Source organism: Pseudodesulfovibrio sp. 5S69, from assembly GCF_037094465.1.
Lineage (GTDB): Bacteria > Desulfobacterota > Desulfovibrionia > Desulfovibrionales > Desulfovibrionaceae > Pseudodesulfovibrio > Pseudodesulfovibrio methanolicus.
This window is the reverse complement of the sequence record NZ_CP146609.1, coordinates 887148-901875: the sequence shown is the minus strand read 5'-3', so window position 1 is coordinate 901875 and position 14728 is coordinate 887148. Positions and strand designations below refer to the sequence as shown.

At 58.8% G+C, this 14728-nt stretch carries 12 protein-coding genes and 1 tRNA gene; 2 read left to right on the top strand and 11 right to left on the bottom strand.

Features of this window, described 5'->3' with window-relative positions:
- Positions 1-45: 45 nt before the first annotated feature.
- Positions 46-1125, bottom strand: coding sequence for a tyrosine-type recombinase/integrase (locus V8V93_RS04270; RefSeq protein WP_338669121.1), 1080 nt, complete (start codon positions 1123-1125; stop codon positions 46-48).
- Positions 1126-2329: 1204 nt separating this feature from the next.
- Between V8V93_RS04270 and V8V93_RS04265 the strand changes: the two genes are divergently transcribed.
- Positions 2330-3178: a tetratricopeptide repeat protein gene (locus V8V93_RS04265; protein WP_338669120.1), complete on the top strand. Its 849-nt coding sequence runs from the start codon at positions 2330-2332 to the stop codon at positions 3176-3178.
- Between the two features lie 1205 nt (positions 3179-4383).
- Here the strand turns inward: V8V93_RS04265 and V8V93_RS04260 are convergent.
- The 9 genes from V8V93_RS04260 to V8V93_RS04220 form a co-directional block, all read right to left on the bottom strand.
- A complete protein-coding gene (locus tag V8V93_RS04260; protein WP_338669119.1) occupies positions 4384-4911 on the bottom strand; it encodes an energy transducer TonB family protein in 528 nt (175 codons plus the stop codon).
- Positions 4908-5342, bottom strand: coding sequence for an ExbD/TolR family protein (locus V8V93_RS04255; RefSeq protein ID WP_338669118.1), 435 nt, complete (start codon positions 5340-5342; stop codon positions 4908-4910). The genes V8V93_RS04260 and V8V93_RS04255 overlap by 4 nt, the downstream gene beginning before the upstream one ends.
- Entirely contained in the window at positions 5339-5929 is a 591-nt protein-coding gene (locus V8V93_RS04250; protein WP_338669117.1) for a MotA/TolQ/ExbB proton channel family protein, read from the bottom strand. The genes V8V93_RS04255 and V8V93_RS04250 overlap by 4 nt, the downstream gene beginning before the upstream one ends.
- The gene (locus tag V8V93_RS04245) at positions 5926-7752 is read right to left on the bottom strand and encodes a CobW family GTP-binding protein (RefSeq protein WP_338669116.1); all 1827 of its coding nucleotides are present in this window, start codon (positions 7750-7752) and stop codon (positions 5926-5928) included. Before V8V93_RS04245 ends, V8V93_RS04250 begins: the two co-directional genes overlap by 4 nt.
- Positions 7753-7910: 158 nt before the next feature.
- Complete coding sequence (locus tag V8V93_RS04240) at positions 7911-9080, bottom strand: MBL fold metallo-hydrolase (protein ID WP_338669115.1); 1170 nt, start codon at positions 9078-9080, stop codon at positions 7911-7913.
- Between the two features lie 21 nt (positions 9081-9101).
- Positions 9102-10505: a hypothetical protein gene (locus tag V8V93_RS04235; protein WP_338669114.1), complete on the bottom strand. Its 1404-nt coding sequence runs from the start codon at positions 10503-10505 to the stop codon at positions 9102-9104.
- 63 nt (positions 10506-10568) lie between these two features.
- Positions 10569-10784: a hypothetical protein gene (locus V8V93_RS04230; RefSeq protein ID WP_338669113.1), complete on the bottom strand. Its 216-nt coding sequence runs from the start codon at positions 10782-10784 to the stop codon at positions 10569-10571.
- 33 nt (positions 10785-10817) lie between these two features.
- Positions 10818-11450 (bottom strand): FadR/GntR family transcriptional regulator, encoded by a 633-nt coding sequence (locus V8V93_RS04225; protein ID WP_338669112.1) that lies wholly within the window; start codon positions 11448-11450, stop codon positions 10818-10820.
- A gap of 335 nt (positions 11451-11785) precedes the next feature.
- Complete coding sequence (locus tag V8V93_RS04220; RefSeq protein WP_338669111.1) at positions 11786-13063, bottom strand: PAS domain-containing protein; 1278 nt, start codon at positions 13061-13063, stop codon at positions 11786-11788.
- 423 nt (positions 13064-13486) lie between these two features.
- On the opposite strand from V8V93_RS04220, the gene V8V93_RS04215 reads away from it, so the two are divergent.
- Positions 13487-13570, top strand: a tRNA-Glu gene (locus tag V8V93_RS04215).
- 52 nt (positions 13571-13622) lie between these two features.
- Here V8V93_RS04215 and V8V93_RS04210 read toward each other — a convergent pair.
- Complete coding sequence (locus V8V93_RS04210; protein WP_207264527.1) at positions 13623-14705, bottom strand: tyrosine-type recombinase/integrase; 1083 nt, start codon at positions 14703-14705, stop codon at positions 13623-13625.
- Positions 14706-14728 lie beyond the last annotated feature (23 nt).

Genomic DNA, 14728 nt, shown 5'->3' with positions numbered 1-14728 from the left:
CGCAAGCCGTTTTGTCGTTGTGTGTAAACCGCATGTGTGAAGTTGTCAGGCAACCTTGTCATCATCCTTGCGGCTTTCCCGTTCGTAAACATCCATGGCGTCGCGTTCCACGTCACGGAGCTTTTCCAGATAGATTTCCGTGCTCCGCCGGTCCGCGTGGCCAAGGATGTGCTGGATGCCCGGAAGCAGGGCCCCGCTGTTGTCCATCACGGATGCGCCCGATGCCCGGAAGCGGTGGAAGGTGTAGTAATCCACCCCGGCATCCCGGCAGACCTTTTGGAGCATGGAATACCTGCCGCGCTTGTAGGGACCTTCTTCCATCCCGCCTGTCTCGGCGTTGTAGCTCCGAGTCCAGAACACCCATTCCTTGTTGGGATCACGGTCCGCGTACAGGTCGGAAAGGACTTCGTACAGCTTGTCCGTCATCGGCACCCGGCGCAGCACCGGTTCCCGGTTCTTGTTCTTGCGCGTTTCCAGCTCGACGTACCGTTCCTCGAAGTTGACCCGATTCCAGGTGAGCCGGTGGACCTCGATGCTCCGCGCCAAGGTTTCCCGCAGCACCCACAGGTAGGGGCGGTGCTTGGGCTGGGCCGCTTCGATCATCAGGTCCAATTCGTCGCTCTTGGGGGTCTTCTTCCTTTCCTTGGGCTTGTCGCTGGGGAACGTCTCCAGCCCCGCAAAGGGATTGTCCTGAATGAACCGCTGACCCCGCTTCATGCCCCAGGAGAATGCCGCCCGGAGCACCTTGAGGTCGTTGTTGCCGGCGACCGGGGTCCGTTCCTTCACCACGGCCATCAGGAACTCATCGGCCTTCAAGCGGGTGATGGCGAAACACGGCACCTTGCCGAAGTAGTCCAAAAGCCGCTGGGCCGGGAGCTTGGTCTTCTTGTAGTGCGACTCCGAGTACGCACGGTCCAGCAGGTAATCCAACCGCAGGTTCAGGAGATCAAGCAAGGCCATGTCGCCCGTCGCTTCCAGCTCCAGTTTCTTTTCGACTTCCTCCCTTCTTTTGACCTCGGCCGTTTTTGCGGCCTGTTTCCCCTTGAACCACGCCTTGGTGTAGCGCTTGCCCTTTACCATGAAATCGTACCGGTACCCTTTCCCGGCCTTGAAATAGACGGTCATAGATGTCTTCCTCGTTCGGAAAGAACCATGACCCACCACGTTTGACGCCGCCGACGGCTTCGGCATGGTCGTAGACCCAGTCCACGCTTTTGCCCAGGAACGCGGCAACGTCCTTGGCGCATAATACGCGGGTCTTCAGCTTGGTGTCAAAAGTCATGTGCCTTCCGGATTGTCTTCGTTCCCCATGGGGCAGCCACCGAACCGCCCGCCAACTCGGCCAACCCTTCAGTCTGATCACACCGGCACCTTTGACCTCAAGGAATCGGGATAGGGTATTTTCACTCGTTCTTGAGGGAACGGAGAGGTCATTGAAAAAGGCATCTCACCAGAGGGCGATCCAGTCCGCATAAAAGCCCTTTCCGCTGGTCGGCCTCAAGCCGACATGCGGGAAGGGCGGTTGTCCGGTGGGGCGGACTTGTCAGCCCCGCCGGACAACCTGAAACTGGATTTTTTGTCATGGGTGGGCATTCTGCGGGGATGCCCCAGCGCTATGTCGTGTTTTTCGTTTTCCAGGCCGATGGATTTCAATGGAAGATCCCTTCCTGAAGTTCGGGGCAGTGCCCCGGGACAAAGCGAACCCACGGGTCCGCCTATGGCGCGAACGCGCCACACAACAACCGACACGGGACAAATCAATGTCCATTTCCCACAGAAGGAAAAATCCTGAAAATCCATTCAATAAGGGGTGCCACCACGCAGGCTCGTTCGTCCCCCGCATAAAGCGGTGGCCGTGGGGGAATTTCGACAACGGCAGATGTTTAGATACCTGTCGTTTGTCCGGCGGGGGTGCTGTGTTCCAGCCTGCGTTTGGATGTGAAAGCGTGCCGTTTGGAAATGAACGGCAGCGAAGTGTTTGGTGTTCCGGCATGTTAGTGCTTACTTAAGCGTTCATCAGTTTAGACTTCGTCAAAACTTATGAACGCGCCTTGTGTGCGTTTTACCTCCTATGCAATACTAAAGTAACCTACGGTTATGTATTAAGGATATCACGCCGGAAAATCGACGCGCAAGGGCATCACCCATTTTTCAAAAAAACATATCATAATATTGCCAATTAATTTATAATCTGCAATAATTATAAAGAAAAATTTGTACAATCATTTCAGCTTGTCACTTTTTCTGTCTATTCTCGACTCAATATTTAGAAGAACAGTTCTCATAACACCACAAAATCTGCAGCATGTACAACTATACGGGAGGCGGTATGAAGTCAGGAGTATCAAAATTCCAGCTTACAATTACAATTTTTTTTTTATTTTCTATCCTTGCTTTTGGAACTCAAGCAGAATCGTACAACAGAGAAGCTGACACACACCTCGACCGCGGGATAGCCAATTATAGACATGGCCAATATGAACATGCAATTCAAGAATGTGACAAGGCCATCAACATAGACCCGAAATTCGCATCCGCGTACTATAACCGAGGGAGGGCCTACTATGAGCTCGGCCAATATGAACGAGCAATTCAAGACTATGACAAAGCCATTAACTTAGGCCCAGAGTTTGCAGCAGCATACCAGCATCGCGGTTTAGTTTATCATGAACTTGGCCGATATGAACAAGCAATTCAAGACTATGACAAAGCCATCAACATAGACCCGAATTATGCATTTACGTATAGCTTCCGCGGGATTACTTACTATATTCTTGGCCAATATGAACGTGCAATTCAAGACCATAGCAAGGCCATTAATTTAGACCCAGAGAATGGAGAAGCGTATGACCTTCGCGGGGTCGTCTATGGAACCATTGGACGCTTTGATTTGGCTCTACAAGATTTTATAAAGGCTATCAACCTAGCTCCAAATGCACAGGCTCATTACAATCTAGGACTTCTTTATTTCCGACAAGATAAGTTCAAAAAATCCATATCAGAATTTGACAGGGCTATTCAACTGGACCCAAAACTTGCAAATGCATACCTCAATCGAGGGCTCGCAAAAATTGCTTTGGGGATGTCTACCACCAGTTGTCGAGACCTTGAAACGGCGTGTTCTCTTGGCGAATGCAAGGGATTAGAATTTTCACGTGCAGAGCGAATTTGCCATTAGTGCATGCTTGAAAAACACAACAATGGAAAGCCTTACAACAGTTTCGCGGTACAAATCACTCAAAGAAGATGACACGAAAAAGAACATATTTATCGCTATTATCATCATTTCTATCCTGAAAATATCCACAGTCGATTTTGCCGGATATAAGATCACTGTCGTCAACAATTCAAACACCAGCCTCGGAAATGAGTTCACCAATAATCTCACTAACTCCTTGAAGCGGTACAGACATGAGGTAAATCAATCTCAAACGCAGTACGCTGCATTTGTTGTAACCGGAATGAACGACCAGAATGTGATCATTTTTTTCAATTGTCTTCCTCCGTTTAGAAAAGTCAAAGTCCGCTTGTTTTAGATATATCAACACTGGGATCGGAAGCATACCATGGGGGCATAGAATATCAGAAAGCACAGATTGGTTTGCTCGAGAAGGGGTGGAAAACATGTTGGGCAGATAGCTGACTACAAGCGACGCGAAACAGCAAGCAACTCAAGTAGTTTGATACTCCTTGCTGAATCCGGGGCAAAATGCTAGGTCACTCTTCAAACAGGAAGAATATGCGAAAAAGTAATATTCAAACAAAATCAACATATTGCCACGACGCCGAAATCTGAAGAGTTGCGAATCTTCTCTTCGGCACCATTGAAATTTTCTCCTTACCCCACTTAAGTTGACAACATTTGCGAATAGCACTATAACTAATTGAAAAATTAACTTATTTTTGACTCGAGGTGTGTGAAGAAATATGTGATTCCCATTTCGAAATCACCGCAAGACCTCGAATAACACCAGCTTTCACCCAAAAGTAACCCCCTGCCATGTTTGAAAAACAAGGCAGGGGGCGGCTTTTTTGAAACGTGGTGGGTACTTTTAAGAATAGTCACACTCTTCGTGTGTTGCTTCCCGGTCTTTTCTTTGGTTTTTCAACGGCTTGCAGGCTGACGCCTGCAAGCCGTTTTGTGTGTAAGTCGCATGTGTGAAGTTGTCAGGCAACCTTGTCATCATCCTTGCGGCTTTCCCGTTCGTAAACGTCCATGGCGTCGCGTTCCACGTCACGGAGTTTTTCCAGATAGATCTCCGTGCTCCGCCGGTCCGCGTGGACAAGGTTGTGCCCGACGCTCGGGAGCGGTGGAAGGTGTCGTCGTCGACCTCGGCCTTCAGGCAGGGCTTCCGGAGCATGGAATACCGGCCCTGCTTCCGCTCAGAGCGAATACTGGTATTTGACCGTGATGGTGATGGTCCAGGACCGGCCCTTGAGGATGGCGGGACGCTTGACGTTGCCGCTGGCGGACCTGATGGCCTCCCGGGCCGCGGCGTCGAGCCTGGGGTCGCCCGATGAGTGGAGCATGACAATGTCGGAGAAGGTGTCGTCCGGGCGGATGCGGAACCGGTAGCGGACATTGCCGATCAGGTCGTCGAGGTCGCTGCCCGGCGGGCGTCTGCGGTGCTCCACGGCGCTGTGGACCTGGGCTAGGAATTTCTTCAGGGCCTGCTGGCGGAGGCGTCTGGCCGCGTCCGCATGGTCGGTTTTTTCCTGCTCGTCGGCCCCCCACTGATCCAGGGAAAGGCCGATGGTCCCCGGGGTGGCCACCGAGAGATCGAAGTTCACCGGGACGACGACGGTCTCGCCCGAAGGGACCGGAGCCTGATGCCAGTGCTGTTCCAGCAACAGCCAGTGCAGGCACAGGGAGATGACCAGGCAGGTCCAGATCGTCTGCCGGGGGGTCACTGCTCCGTGCCGCCTGTTTCGTTGTGGCGGGTGTCGGTCGCTATGATCAGGTTGTTGAACCCGGTCTTGCGCACCATGTCGACGATCCGCACGAAACGCTCGACCCGCGCTCGGGGCGCGGATTTGAGCAGGATGTGGTCCGGTTGCAGGGCAACGGGCCGGTCAAAGGTGTTTTGCAGAAGGTGGGTCAGATCGTTCAGGGTGATCGGCGCGGTATCGCAGAGGATATCGCCGTTTTCCCTGAGTTCGATTTCCATGGACCTGCCGGTCACGGCCCGGGCGGTCTCGGCATAGGGCAGCTCGATGTCCACCCCCTTGGCCGTGAAGACCGCGGAGACCACGAAGAAGATCAGCAGGATGAAGACGACGTCCAGCAGCGGGGTGATGTCCGGCGAGGCGGGCCTGGGGGCGTTGCTCTTAAAGTTGATCATGGCTCCGTATCCGGGACGGGGATCAGGCGCGCCGCGTGCTGCATGGCATGGGCGATCTTGTCGTATTCACGGCAGAACCAGCGGTGGGCCAGTACGGCCGGGATGGCGATGCACAGCCCGGCAGCCGTGGTCAGCAGGGCCTGCCAGATGCCCCCGGCCAGAACGGTGATGTCCACGTCCGCCGCCGACGCCAGCCGGGAAAAGGCGTTGATCATGCCCAGCACCGTCCCCAGCAGCCCCATGAGCGGGGCCGTGGCCGCGGCCGTGGACAGGAAGTCGAGCCGGGCGTTGAACCCGAACAGGATCTCGTCCCCGGCGGCCTGGATGGCCGCCTCGCGATGCGCCCTGTCCGGGGAGAAGCAAGCCGCGAAAAAGGCGGTAAAGGCCGGGGCCGTTTCCTCCACGCTGCCGAGGGCGGCCGCCCTGCCCTGCGTGCGGAAGGTTTCGAGCAGGGTGTCCAGCGCCTGCGCGGAGGGAAAGCGGCGGGTGGTGAAGACCACGAGGCGGTCCAGGATCACGGCCAGGGCCGCCACGGACAGAATGAGCAGCGGCCACATCATGAAGCCGCCCTGTTGCAGAAGACTCATGCGTTCGCTCCTTGCAGTCCTTGCAATTGGGGGAGGTCGGCAAGATCCTTGCCGATGGCCACCAGGAAGCCCTCCTGGTCGAAGTCGTCGCCCAAGGAGGAGAGCTCGTGGCGGCCGCACACATACTGGACCACCACGGGCTGCGGAGCGTCCACCAGGCGGACTATCCCCTTGAGCCGGAACACGGACTCGGGCAGGTCGTCCAGGGCCTTCAGGAGTCGGCCGCGGTCAAGGGCGGACGGAAAGAGAAACCGCTGCGAGGTGAAGCCCTCGTGGGAGTGATCGTGGCGGTGCGCGTGGGGCATGGCGGGCAGCGAACACGGGCGCTGCTCGAACGGGTCCGTGTCATAGAGGCGGCCGGGATTGACGCCGCCGAATGCCGTCTCCACCAGCACGGCGCGGCGGTTCAGTTCGCGGAGCGTCGCGCGCAGGGCCGCCAGCTCGTCCTCACCCGCCAGGTCGCACTTGTTCAGCAGGATGGTGTCCGCCGCCGCGACCTGGTCGCGGGCTATCTCGTGCCCGGCGAGCAGCTTCGGTGCGTTGGCCGCGTCCACCAGGGTGGTCACCGAGTCCAGGCGCACCAGGGGGCGCAACTCTTCAAGCTCGTTAAGAATATTGAAAGGATTGGCCAGCCCGGTGGCTTCGAGCACGATGACCTTGGGGGAGAACCGGGCCTTGAGCCGTTCGATGCCTTTGGAGAGGTTGCCCGCCAGGGTGCAGCAGACGCACCCCTCGTCCAGCTCCACGATGGAGTCGTCGCCCTCCAGCAGCCTGCCGTCCACGCCCGTCTGGCCGATCTCGTTCTGGATGATGGCGACCAATTCGTCGCGGGACGAGTGGTATTCCAGCAACTGGTTGAGGAAGGTGGTTTTCCCGGAACCGAGGAACCCGCTGAGCACGATCAGGCCGGGGCGGCCGTCAAAGGCCGGGGCATAGGCCTGGTCCAGGGAGAGCGCGCGCAGGTCGTGGGTCTTCCAGAACAGGGCGTCGTCTAGCGGGGGCGGCAGCGTGTCCCTGGAGGCGGGCCCGGCGGCCGTCCGGCACCGGGCCGGGGAGAACGCGGCCACGGCGGCCGGTGTTTCCGGGTCGCCCCAGCAGAGCAGGTCGGTGATCCGCTCGATGCCGTCGTCCAGACGCGACCGCCCGCCCGCGCCATCGAAGACGATGCCGTGGTCCGCGACGACCGCGCGCCCGACCCGGCACGGCGGCTCTTCCAGGCTCCGGGTCACGGCCGCGCCCAGCAGCAACAGAAAATCCAGTCCGAGGGCATGGGCCGGGAAGTCCTCCTCGGCCTCGCCGGGGCGGATGACCCATTGGTTGTCCGGGGTCCGCACGCCGTCCCTGGCGACGCTCAGTTTCCGGCTCAACGCGCCGCATTGCAGGAGCAGTCCGGTCTCCTCCGGGGCGAGGCAGGCCGACAGCCCGCCCATGCGGAAGGGGGCCGGCCATTCGCCCATGGCCGTGAAGCGGCGGACGGTTTCGAGATAGTCCGGCCGGACCGCGGCCAGGTTCGCGGCCAGGGACATGGACTCCAGCAGCGGTTCGTCGGCCGCCGGGAAATAGTACAGCCCGAGATGGGCGTGCTGTCCCCGGTCATCCGTCCAGGTCTTTTCCGTGGCCAGCCCGAAGACGCCCGGCCGGGAGCGGAGCCTCAACGTCCAGCCCTGGGGCGCCCTGGGGCACACGGCCATGCCCTTCCAGCCGACCAGCCGTTTGAACTCCCGGTACTGGCAGGCCGCCAGCAGGCAGTTGGTCAGCATTCCGGGCAGGTCGACCCGTCTGTTCGGGCGGTGTTGATTCGGCAGTACGGCGGTGAGTTGCATGGCGGTACCTCGTTTGGGGGCGGCCCGGCCCGCCGTAACGGCGGACCGGGCCTGATGGGGATGGGGTTGCACGGATATTTTCTGGGTGTCGGCCAACCGGTTTCACGTCCGGCGGATCACCCGTTCGCACATCCTGTTGTCGTTTTCGTCCGGACCGGTCAGCAGCCGAAGCTGATCTTGTCTCCATTGCCGAGATAGTCCTTGGAGGCCGAGCGGAAGCGGGCGGTCCCGCGCACCACCGGATAACCGGACTCGATGAACTTCTTGGCCGTCAGGTGGCCGGTGCAGTGGTTGCAGCCGATGCGCTCGAAGCCCCATTGGCCGAGCGAGATGACCAGGTCGTCGTATTTGGGGTCCCAGTCCTCGAAGGGGGAGATGTGGAGCCCGCCGTATATGCCGTAAAACCGGTCGTTGTCGTACTTGAGATTGGCGTGGGCGAAGTCCGCGAACTTGAGGATGCCCTGGTGGCAGCAGCCGGAGATGAGCAGCAGCCCCTTGTCTTTGATGTTGAAGGCCAGCGAGGTCTCGCCGAACACGCGGTTGATGATGGGCACGTCGAACTTGAGCAGCGCCATGCCCGGGATGATCTCGGTGATGGGCTTGTCCACGACGGTCATCTCGCCCTTGTAGCCGCAGTCCTTGATGTACTGGAGGCCCTCCTTGTAGAAGCCGTCGTGCACGTACAGGGGGATGCGGTTGTCGTATTTGACCGTGACCGGCAGGCCCCAGAAGTGGTCCCAGTGCTCATGGGAGATGAACAGGGCCTCGATCTGCTGCTCTTCGAGCATCTTGTCGATGCCCTCGCGCTTGAAGCTGTTCTCCATCCACTCGTAGGACCAACCGGTGTCCAGCAGGTACTTGTGGATCGTGCCGTCCAGGGCCTCGACCTCCAGCAGGCAGGAATAGCCGCCCGGGTTCTCCGGGTGCAGGGCCAGCTTCTTCTGGATCTCCCAGGCCTTTTGCAGGTCGTTGGGCAGAAGCTCCTTGATGGAGCCGATGCCCTCGTCGTAGGAGCCCTTGGCCGAGCCCTTGCCGTTGGCGAACGGGGCCCAGTTCAGGGTGTACTGGTTGACCAGCAGGCCCCCGGCCTCGTGGATGTCGCCGATCAGGTGGGCGTTGTTGAACCAACTCGTCTCGGAAATGTTGGTCACCCGGACGCTGCGGCAGGCGCCGAAGTCCTGCATCTTTCTTTCGATCTTGGGCAGCCGGTTGTACGCCGAGGAGGTGTAGGAGTACACGCCCATGCTGGCGAACGCGCCGACGACCAGGCCGGTGGCGGCGCCCTTCACGAAGTCGCGCCTGCTGATGCTTTTCTTCTCGTTGCTCATAATATTCTCCTTGTTCCCCGCTTACTTGATGATGGTGAAGTTGTCGCCGATCCAGGGCAGGATGCTGATGAGGGCGAAGTAGAACAGCACACCGACGCACAACCCCACGGCGAGCCCCTTGGCCAGGCCCGGCGTCCACTTGACGTCATGGGCCACGACCTCTTCCTTGATCTCCTCAAGCTCGACCTCGGTCTTGGGCACGGCCTTCCAGCCCGGCCAGCCGTCCATGAACCAGAAGTTGATCAGGAAGATGTTGATCAGCCAGATCATCGGGATCATGGGGAACTGCTGGGGATGGGAAAAGCCCTTCTGGGTTCCCAGGAACAGATGGGAGGTCTTGTAGTAGATGATGTAGACCACGGCTGCCATGGCGGCACTCAACAGGGTGCGGATGCAGACGTTGACCGGCCGGCTGAACTTGGTCGGCCAGTTGTTGCAGTAGAAGGCCAGGTACAGGGAGGGCACGAGCCAGAAGATGGCCATCTCGCCGACGTGCAGCCAGCGCCAGTCCGGGGCCATCAGGCGGCGGGTGCCGCGGATGGTCTCGCCCCAGACCAGATCCTGCGCGTAGTACAGGAAGAAGCACAGGCACACGGCGATGGCGATGATGCCGAAGAAGGAGGTGGTCCTGCGCAGGGCGTTGTTCTTGATCAGGTTGAAGGGGTAGCGTTCCCATATGGTCTCGAAGAGCCAGACCACCACGGTGCAGCACATGATCCAGGCGATGTGGAAGTTGCCGGAGACCGTGTTGGCGAATTGCTCCCAGTACGGCGGACAGATGGCCGTGAACTTCTGCCAGGGGTAGAAGAGGATGGCCATGTGCGAATGCATGGTCAGGAAGTAGACGATCATGCTCAGGAAGAAGGTGACCACGGCGATGGTGATGCCGCGGGCGGGCTGGTCCAGCTTCTGCCAGGGCGCGTTTTCGCAGGCCACCACCCAGCTCGGCGAGAGCCAGGAGGCGATGGCCGCGAACATCATGATCGCCTCGGCCGCGTATTCAATGGAATAGAAGTCGGTGATGCCCATGGCTTCGAGCCTGGCCGGGTCGAAGTAGGCGATGCCGAAGTTGCCGAGGATCTCGACGAAGAAGCCCTTGATGAGGATGACCATGGCCGCCACGCTGACGAGCGTGAGTACCGCACCCTTGATCAAGGGATGCGTGTTTTTGAGCCAGGACCGCTTGAACGGCCAGAAATCGAAAATGTAGGCGACCCAGATGAAGAGGATGAGGAGCCAGCGGCAGACCATGTACCCCACATAGGGAGTATACATGCGCATGAGCCCGCGCGGGTCCTGGAATATCCACCAGGTGGCGTAGAAAAAAGCCAGTATGACGATCGTGTTCACCAGCGCGGGGATAGGCCCGCTCCAGCGTTTGACCAGCTTCCGACTCTCAAGGTAGCTGACACTACTGTTATTCATTTTACACTCCTACCCAAGTTGGCCGGTCGGGGGTGATCGGTCCCCGAGCCGTAACTCTGCTTGTTACAATGTTGTTGTGGGGGCAGATTTCGAAATCAGGGTTTCCAGTTGTTCAGGGGTGACGGTAGCCGGATCGATGCCCATGGCCATGGCGCGAAGGAAAAGCTCCTTTTCCGTCATGGGCGTGGTCGTTTCCGTTGATTGTGCAGTGCCCCGGGGCTGCTCCCCGGCCTGGCCGCCGAAGGGCATCAATCGGCTGAAAAATTCTCTTCGTTTCATCGTGCAACCCGACCTGCGGTTCGAGCGGGGGAATCAGTATTCGGGCGAGACCAGCCGACGCAGGGCCTGGACGCACTCCTTGGCCAACTGCTCGGCGCTGTCCGCCTGACCGCCCTTGAGCGCGTTGAACAGCTCGACATGGTAGGCGAACAGGGAGTCCACCTGCACCTCGGCGAGCCCTCCCCCGCTGTTCGAGAGGGTGGCGGAGGCCATGCCCAGCTCCTTGAGGAACAGCGTGAGATAGTCGTTGGACGCGATTTCGGCCAGGGCGAGATAGAAATAGATGAAGCGGTGCCCGATGGTCGGCAGGTCCGAGTTGACGATGGTCTGGCCGATGTCGGCCGTGGCCCGCTCCAGCCTGGCAATGTCCGAGGCCGAGAGCTTGCCCGCCCGGGAGCGGGCCAGGCCGGGCGCGATCAGGCTCAACGCCTCGATCAGTTGGCGGAAGGCGGCCGCGTTCGTGCGGACGCGCAGGCTCTCCCAGTTCAGGCGGCCCTCCAGGCTCTTCAGGTAGCAGCCGCTCTTCTCCCGGATTTCGAGATAGCCCATGGATTCGAGATTGCAGAGGGCCTCGCGCACGGTGTTCCGGCTCGTTTCGAACATGGCGGCCAGTCGGCGCTCCCCGGGCAGCTTGTCGCCGACGGCAAAGGTTCCGCCGTTGAGCATGTCCACCATCTTACGGCAAATAATAGGACGCTGTGTTGTTGTTTGCATATCTGGTCCAACCAGTTTTGGGTTACAACTTTCGCTTGCCTGTTCTAAAACAGCATTACGGCTTCAAAAATGTAGATGGCAAGGGTAAACACGAATAAATGCCCAAAACTGGTCCAACCAGATTGGGGAACACGAAATCGAAAGGCGTGCCCGGTTTCGGGAACCGCCTTAATTTTCTATGGAATTATGGGAAAGGCCGACAGACCGCGAAGAACGCAAAAAAACCCGACACCTGCCCCTGTTACGGGACGGAGACGGTCGGACGGGCCGAGGTGGTTGGACCAAAATCAGCGCTTCCGGGCCAGGCAGCGTTCCAGATTGACGAGGAACTCCTGGTGCAGTGCCTTCAGCGGAGCGTCGGAGTCCGGATCGTAGCCGTCGGGCTCGGTCGAGCAGAAGATCAGCACGTAGGTCAACTCGCCGTCGGTGAAAAACGGCTGGGCGTAATAGGAGCGGATGCCGTGGGGGATGAACAGGGCCCAGTCGATGGCCTTGATGCTCTTGGATGTTTCCGCCACCACGTGACTGGGCTGATTGAAGCGCAGGATGCTTTCCGCGATGGATCCCTCGTAGGGATGCGCGAGTTCCTCGGGGTCCTTGTCGAACGGAGCGCCCACGCCGGTGACCGACACGACGTTCCTGCTGATGAAGATGCGCGACAGCAGCAGGCCGTCGGTGGGGGATTTCTCGGGAAGGGCCTTGAGCAGGGCCTTGAGCAGCGTCTTGACGGAGGCGCAGCGCCGTAGCGAGGCCTTGGAGAACCCCGGAGACACGATGTCGTTGCCCCGCACGGGCAACCCCTCGCAGGCCGTGCAGTTGTTGTGGTGGTACAAGGTCACCCAGAGGAGATTGTCCTCCTGGCGCGCAACCGCCTGGATGTGGGCGGTACAGAGATGACTCCGGCCCTGTGCGTCGGTTATGAGCAGGTCGCCGTTCCAGTGGTCCGAAAAGATGAGCTCCTCGTAGATCTGGTACAGGGCGGTGTCTGGATTGTCCCGCAGCAGATCCTGCAGGGTCAGGCGCGACAGGGCCTGTTCGTCGTGCCCCAGGAGTTGCCGGGCGGCTTGGTTGGCCAGATGGACGGTCCGGTCCACGAAACGGATCAGCAGGACGGGGGCGTCCACCAAGTCGATTTTGTCCGCCAGCTTGGGGCTCCCGGAGGCCTTGAGAATGGCCTCCGCATGGACGGAGATGTCCATGAGAAGCCCCAGGGAGCAACGCGGGTAGGCCGGATCGGGCATGCTCATCAGCTTGAACCACTTCATCCGCCCGGATTCCGTGCGCACCCGGAACGAACAAGCCGTTTTCCTGCGGCTGAGGATCAACTGATGGCAGGAACAGAATTGCTGCCGGTCTTCGGAGAGGACGACCTCCTGGGGGACCTGCGGATTCTGCAGCATGGCCCTAATCCGTTCGCCCTCGGGAGAGGCCGCGTATTTGTTCAGGAAGGTGATCTCGTTGCTGACCACGTCAATTCGCCAGACAATGCCGGGAAGTTCTTCAAAATACTTGGCCAGTATTTTTTCTTCGAACTGGTTGTCCGTTTTTGCACTGGAATCCGGCATGCGTGTCCTTCGTCGAGATATGGAGATGTTGCTGGGCAGCCCGAGTCTTAACGCACTTTGAGAACGGTTGGCAAATAGCGTCTGGGTTGGCCCCACCACTGTGCACAACATGCAGGAAAAGCGGGAATATGTTGCGGGCGCTCTTCCGGATGACGACACCGGGTTCATCCATGGCGGGCCCGGTCTCCGGACGTCAGACGGCTCAAGTCGGTCGCATCCTCGGCAGGATGCCCGACCTGTTCCTCGATGGTCCGGGAAGGGAGTTCGGCTTCGGTGGCGGGGTCACGAGGTTTCAGTGTGAAAAAGTGTGGATTTTATGGCGTCACGATGAATGGGGGGATAGGCCTGGTTTTTTAATTGGCCGCGTGTCTTCCACGTGTCATTTCCAATGGGGACTATCATTTTCGTGATGAATGTGGTGCTGTTAACCAATTGAAATAAATTCCGGTGGGTTGTTCGCGCCCTTTCACGCCGTTAACAGGGGTTCAAATCCCCTTGGGGACGCCAAGGAAATACAAGGCCTTACGCACACCGCGTAAGGCCTTTTCCTTTCCACGTGTCACCCGCAAGTGTCATTTTTCCGGACTCGGCCTCCGACCGCATCGACCAATGCTGCATCCAGGGCATCCACGGCACCGGTGGTCTTCTTCGTCCGGAGGATGTAGCGCTGGGTCGTGGCGATGGACTTGTGCCGAAGCAGATGCTTCACTTCCATGATGGTCGCACCGTTGTCGATAGCCACTCGGGCCGCCAGGTGACGGATGCCATGAAAGCCGAACGGCTTCACCCCGGCTTCGGCGCACAACCGCTTCAGCCACCGATTGTTCGGGTCCAGAAGACCGTTGAACCGATTGCCGAAGACCAGATCCTCGGCGCCGGACACCAGCTTCCATTCGGCCAGCTTGGCTCGAAGCCCTGCGGACATGGGGAGCTCATCGAATTCCGCGTTTCCGCTTCGCCGCTTCCTTGTCCAGTAGCCGACAAGCCCTGATCCGAAGTCGACCTCGCTCCACTTGAGTTTCCAAAGCTCGCTCCTGCGCGGCGCGGTATGGAAGGCCAGCAACAGCAGTTGCCTACGACGAGGTCCCGCCAGGTGCACCACCTTGCGGAAATCGTCCAGCGGCGGGACGTAGCGCGGGTGGCGATCCTCGGGGAACCTGTCCACATGCTGGAAGGGATTGTCCCTGTCCAGATTGAGGTACTTGATTCCCCACACCCAGGCAGCGGCGAGATTCTTGCGATCCTTGTTCGCCGAATTCCCGGTTACCGTCCTGGAGACCATGGCCAGATGCTCCAGAGCCACGTGAAGACTGATTCGCCCAACCAGCGACCGGTCGTCCCTGAGGAAAGCCCCCAGCCGCTGGAAAGCCAACCGTTTTTCGTTGTAGGTCTTCCGGCACATCGTGGCCTCGACGTGATCGAGGTAACGATTCGCCCATTCCGTCACGGTCAGAGCCCGGCCAATCACATCGGCCTTGGCAGGGTTTCTCTGGTCGGCCACCTTCAATGCCTTGACGGTTTCGCCTTCCCAATCCCCTGCCTGTCTCTTGGTTTCAAAGAACTTCGTGCGCCTGATGATCGGACCATGTGTCGGGGTGAAACGCACCACACCCCTCCACCGTTTTCCTTCCTTGTAGGGCATATTTTCTCCTGCAGGAAAGGTCG

Bases quoted from the DNA above. Each gene is read 5' to 3' on its own strand.
- V8V93_RS04245 (WP_338669116.1), bottom strand. From the start codon at position 7,752: ATGCAACTCACCGCCGTACTGCCGAATCAACACCGCCCGAACAGACGG.
- V8V93_RS04255 (WP_338669118.1), bottom strand. From the start codon at position 5,342: ATGATCAACTTTAAGAGCAACGCCCCCAGGCCCGCCTCGCCGGACATC.
- V8V93_RS04225 (WP_338669112.1), bottom strand. From the start codon at position 11,450: ATGCTCAACGGCGGAACCTTTGCCGTCGGCGACAAGCTGCCCGGGGAG.
- V8V93_RS04250 (WP_338669117.1), bottom strand. From the start codon at position 5,929: ATGAGTCTTCTGCAACAGGGCGGCTTCATGATGTGGCCGCTGCTCATT.
- V8V93_RS04270 (WP_338669121.1), bottom strand. From the start codon at position 1,125: ATGACCGTCTATTTCAAGGCCGGGAAAGGGTACCGGTACGATTTCATG.
- V8V93_RS04220 (WP_338669111.1), bottom strand. From the start codon at position 13,063: ATGCCGGATTCCAGTGCAAAAACGGACAACCAGTTCGAAGAAAAAATA.
- V8V93_RS04235 (WP_338669114.1), bottom strand. From the start codon at position 10,505: ATGAATAACAGTAGTGTCAGCTACCTTGAGAGTCGGAAGCTGGTCAAA.
- V8V93_RS04240 (WP_338669115.1), bottom strand. From the start codon at position 9,080: ATGAGCAACGAGAAGAAAAGCATCAGCAGGCGCGACTTCGTGAAGGGC.
- V8V93_RS04230 (WP_338669113.1), bottom strand. From the start codon at position 10,784: ATGAAACGAAGAGAATTTTTCAGCCGATTGATGCCCTTCGGCGGCCAG.
- V8V93_RS04210 (WP_207264527.1), bottom strand. From the start codon at position 14,705: ATGCCCTACAAGGAAGGAAAACGGTGGAGGGGTGTGGTGCGTTTCACC.
- V8V93_RS04265 (WP_338669120.1), top strand. From the start codon at position 2,330: ATGAAGTCAGGAGTATCAAAATTCCAGCTTACAATTACAATTTTTTTT.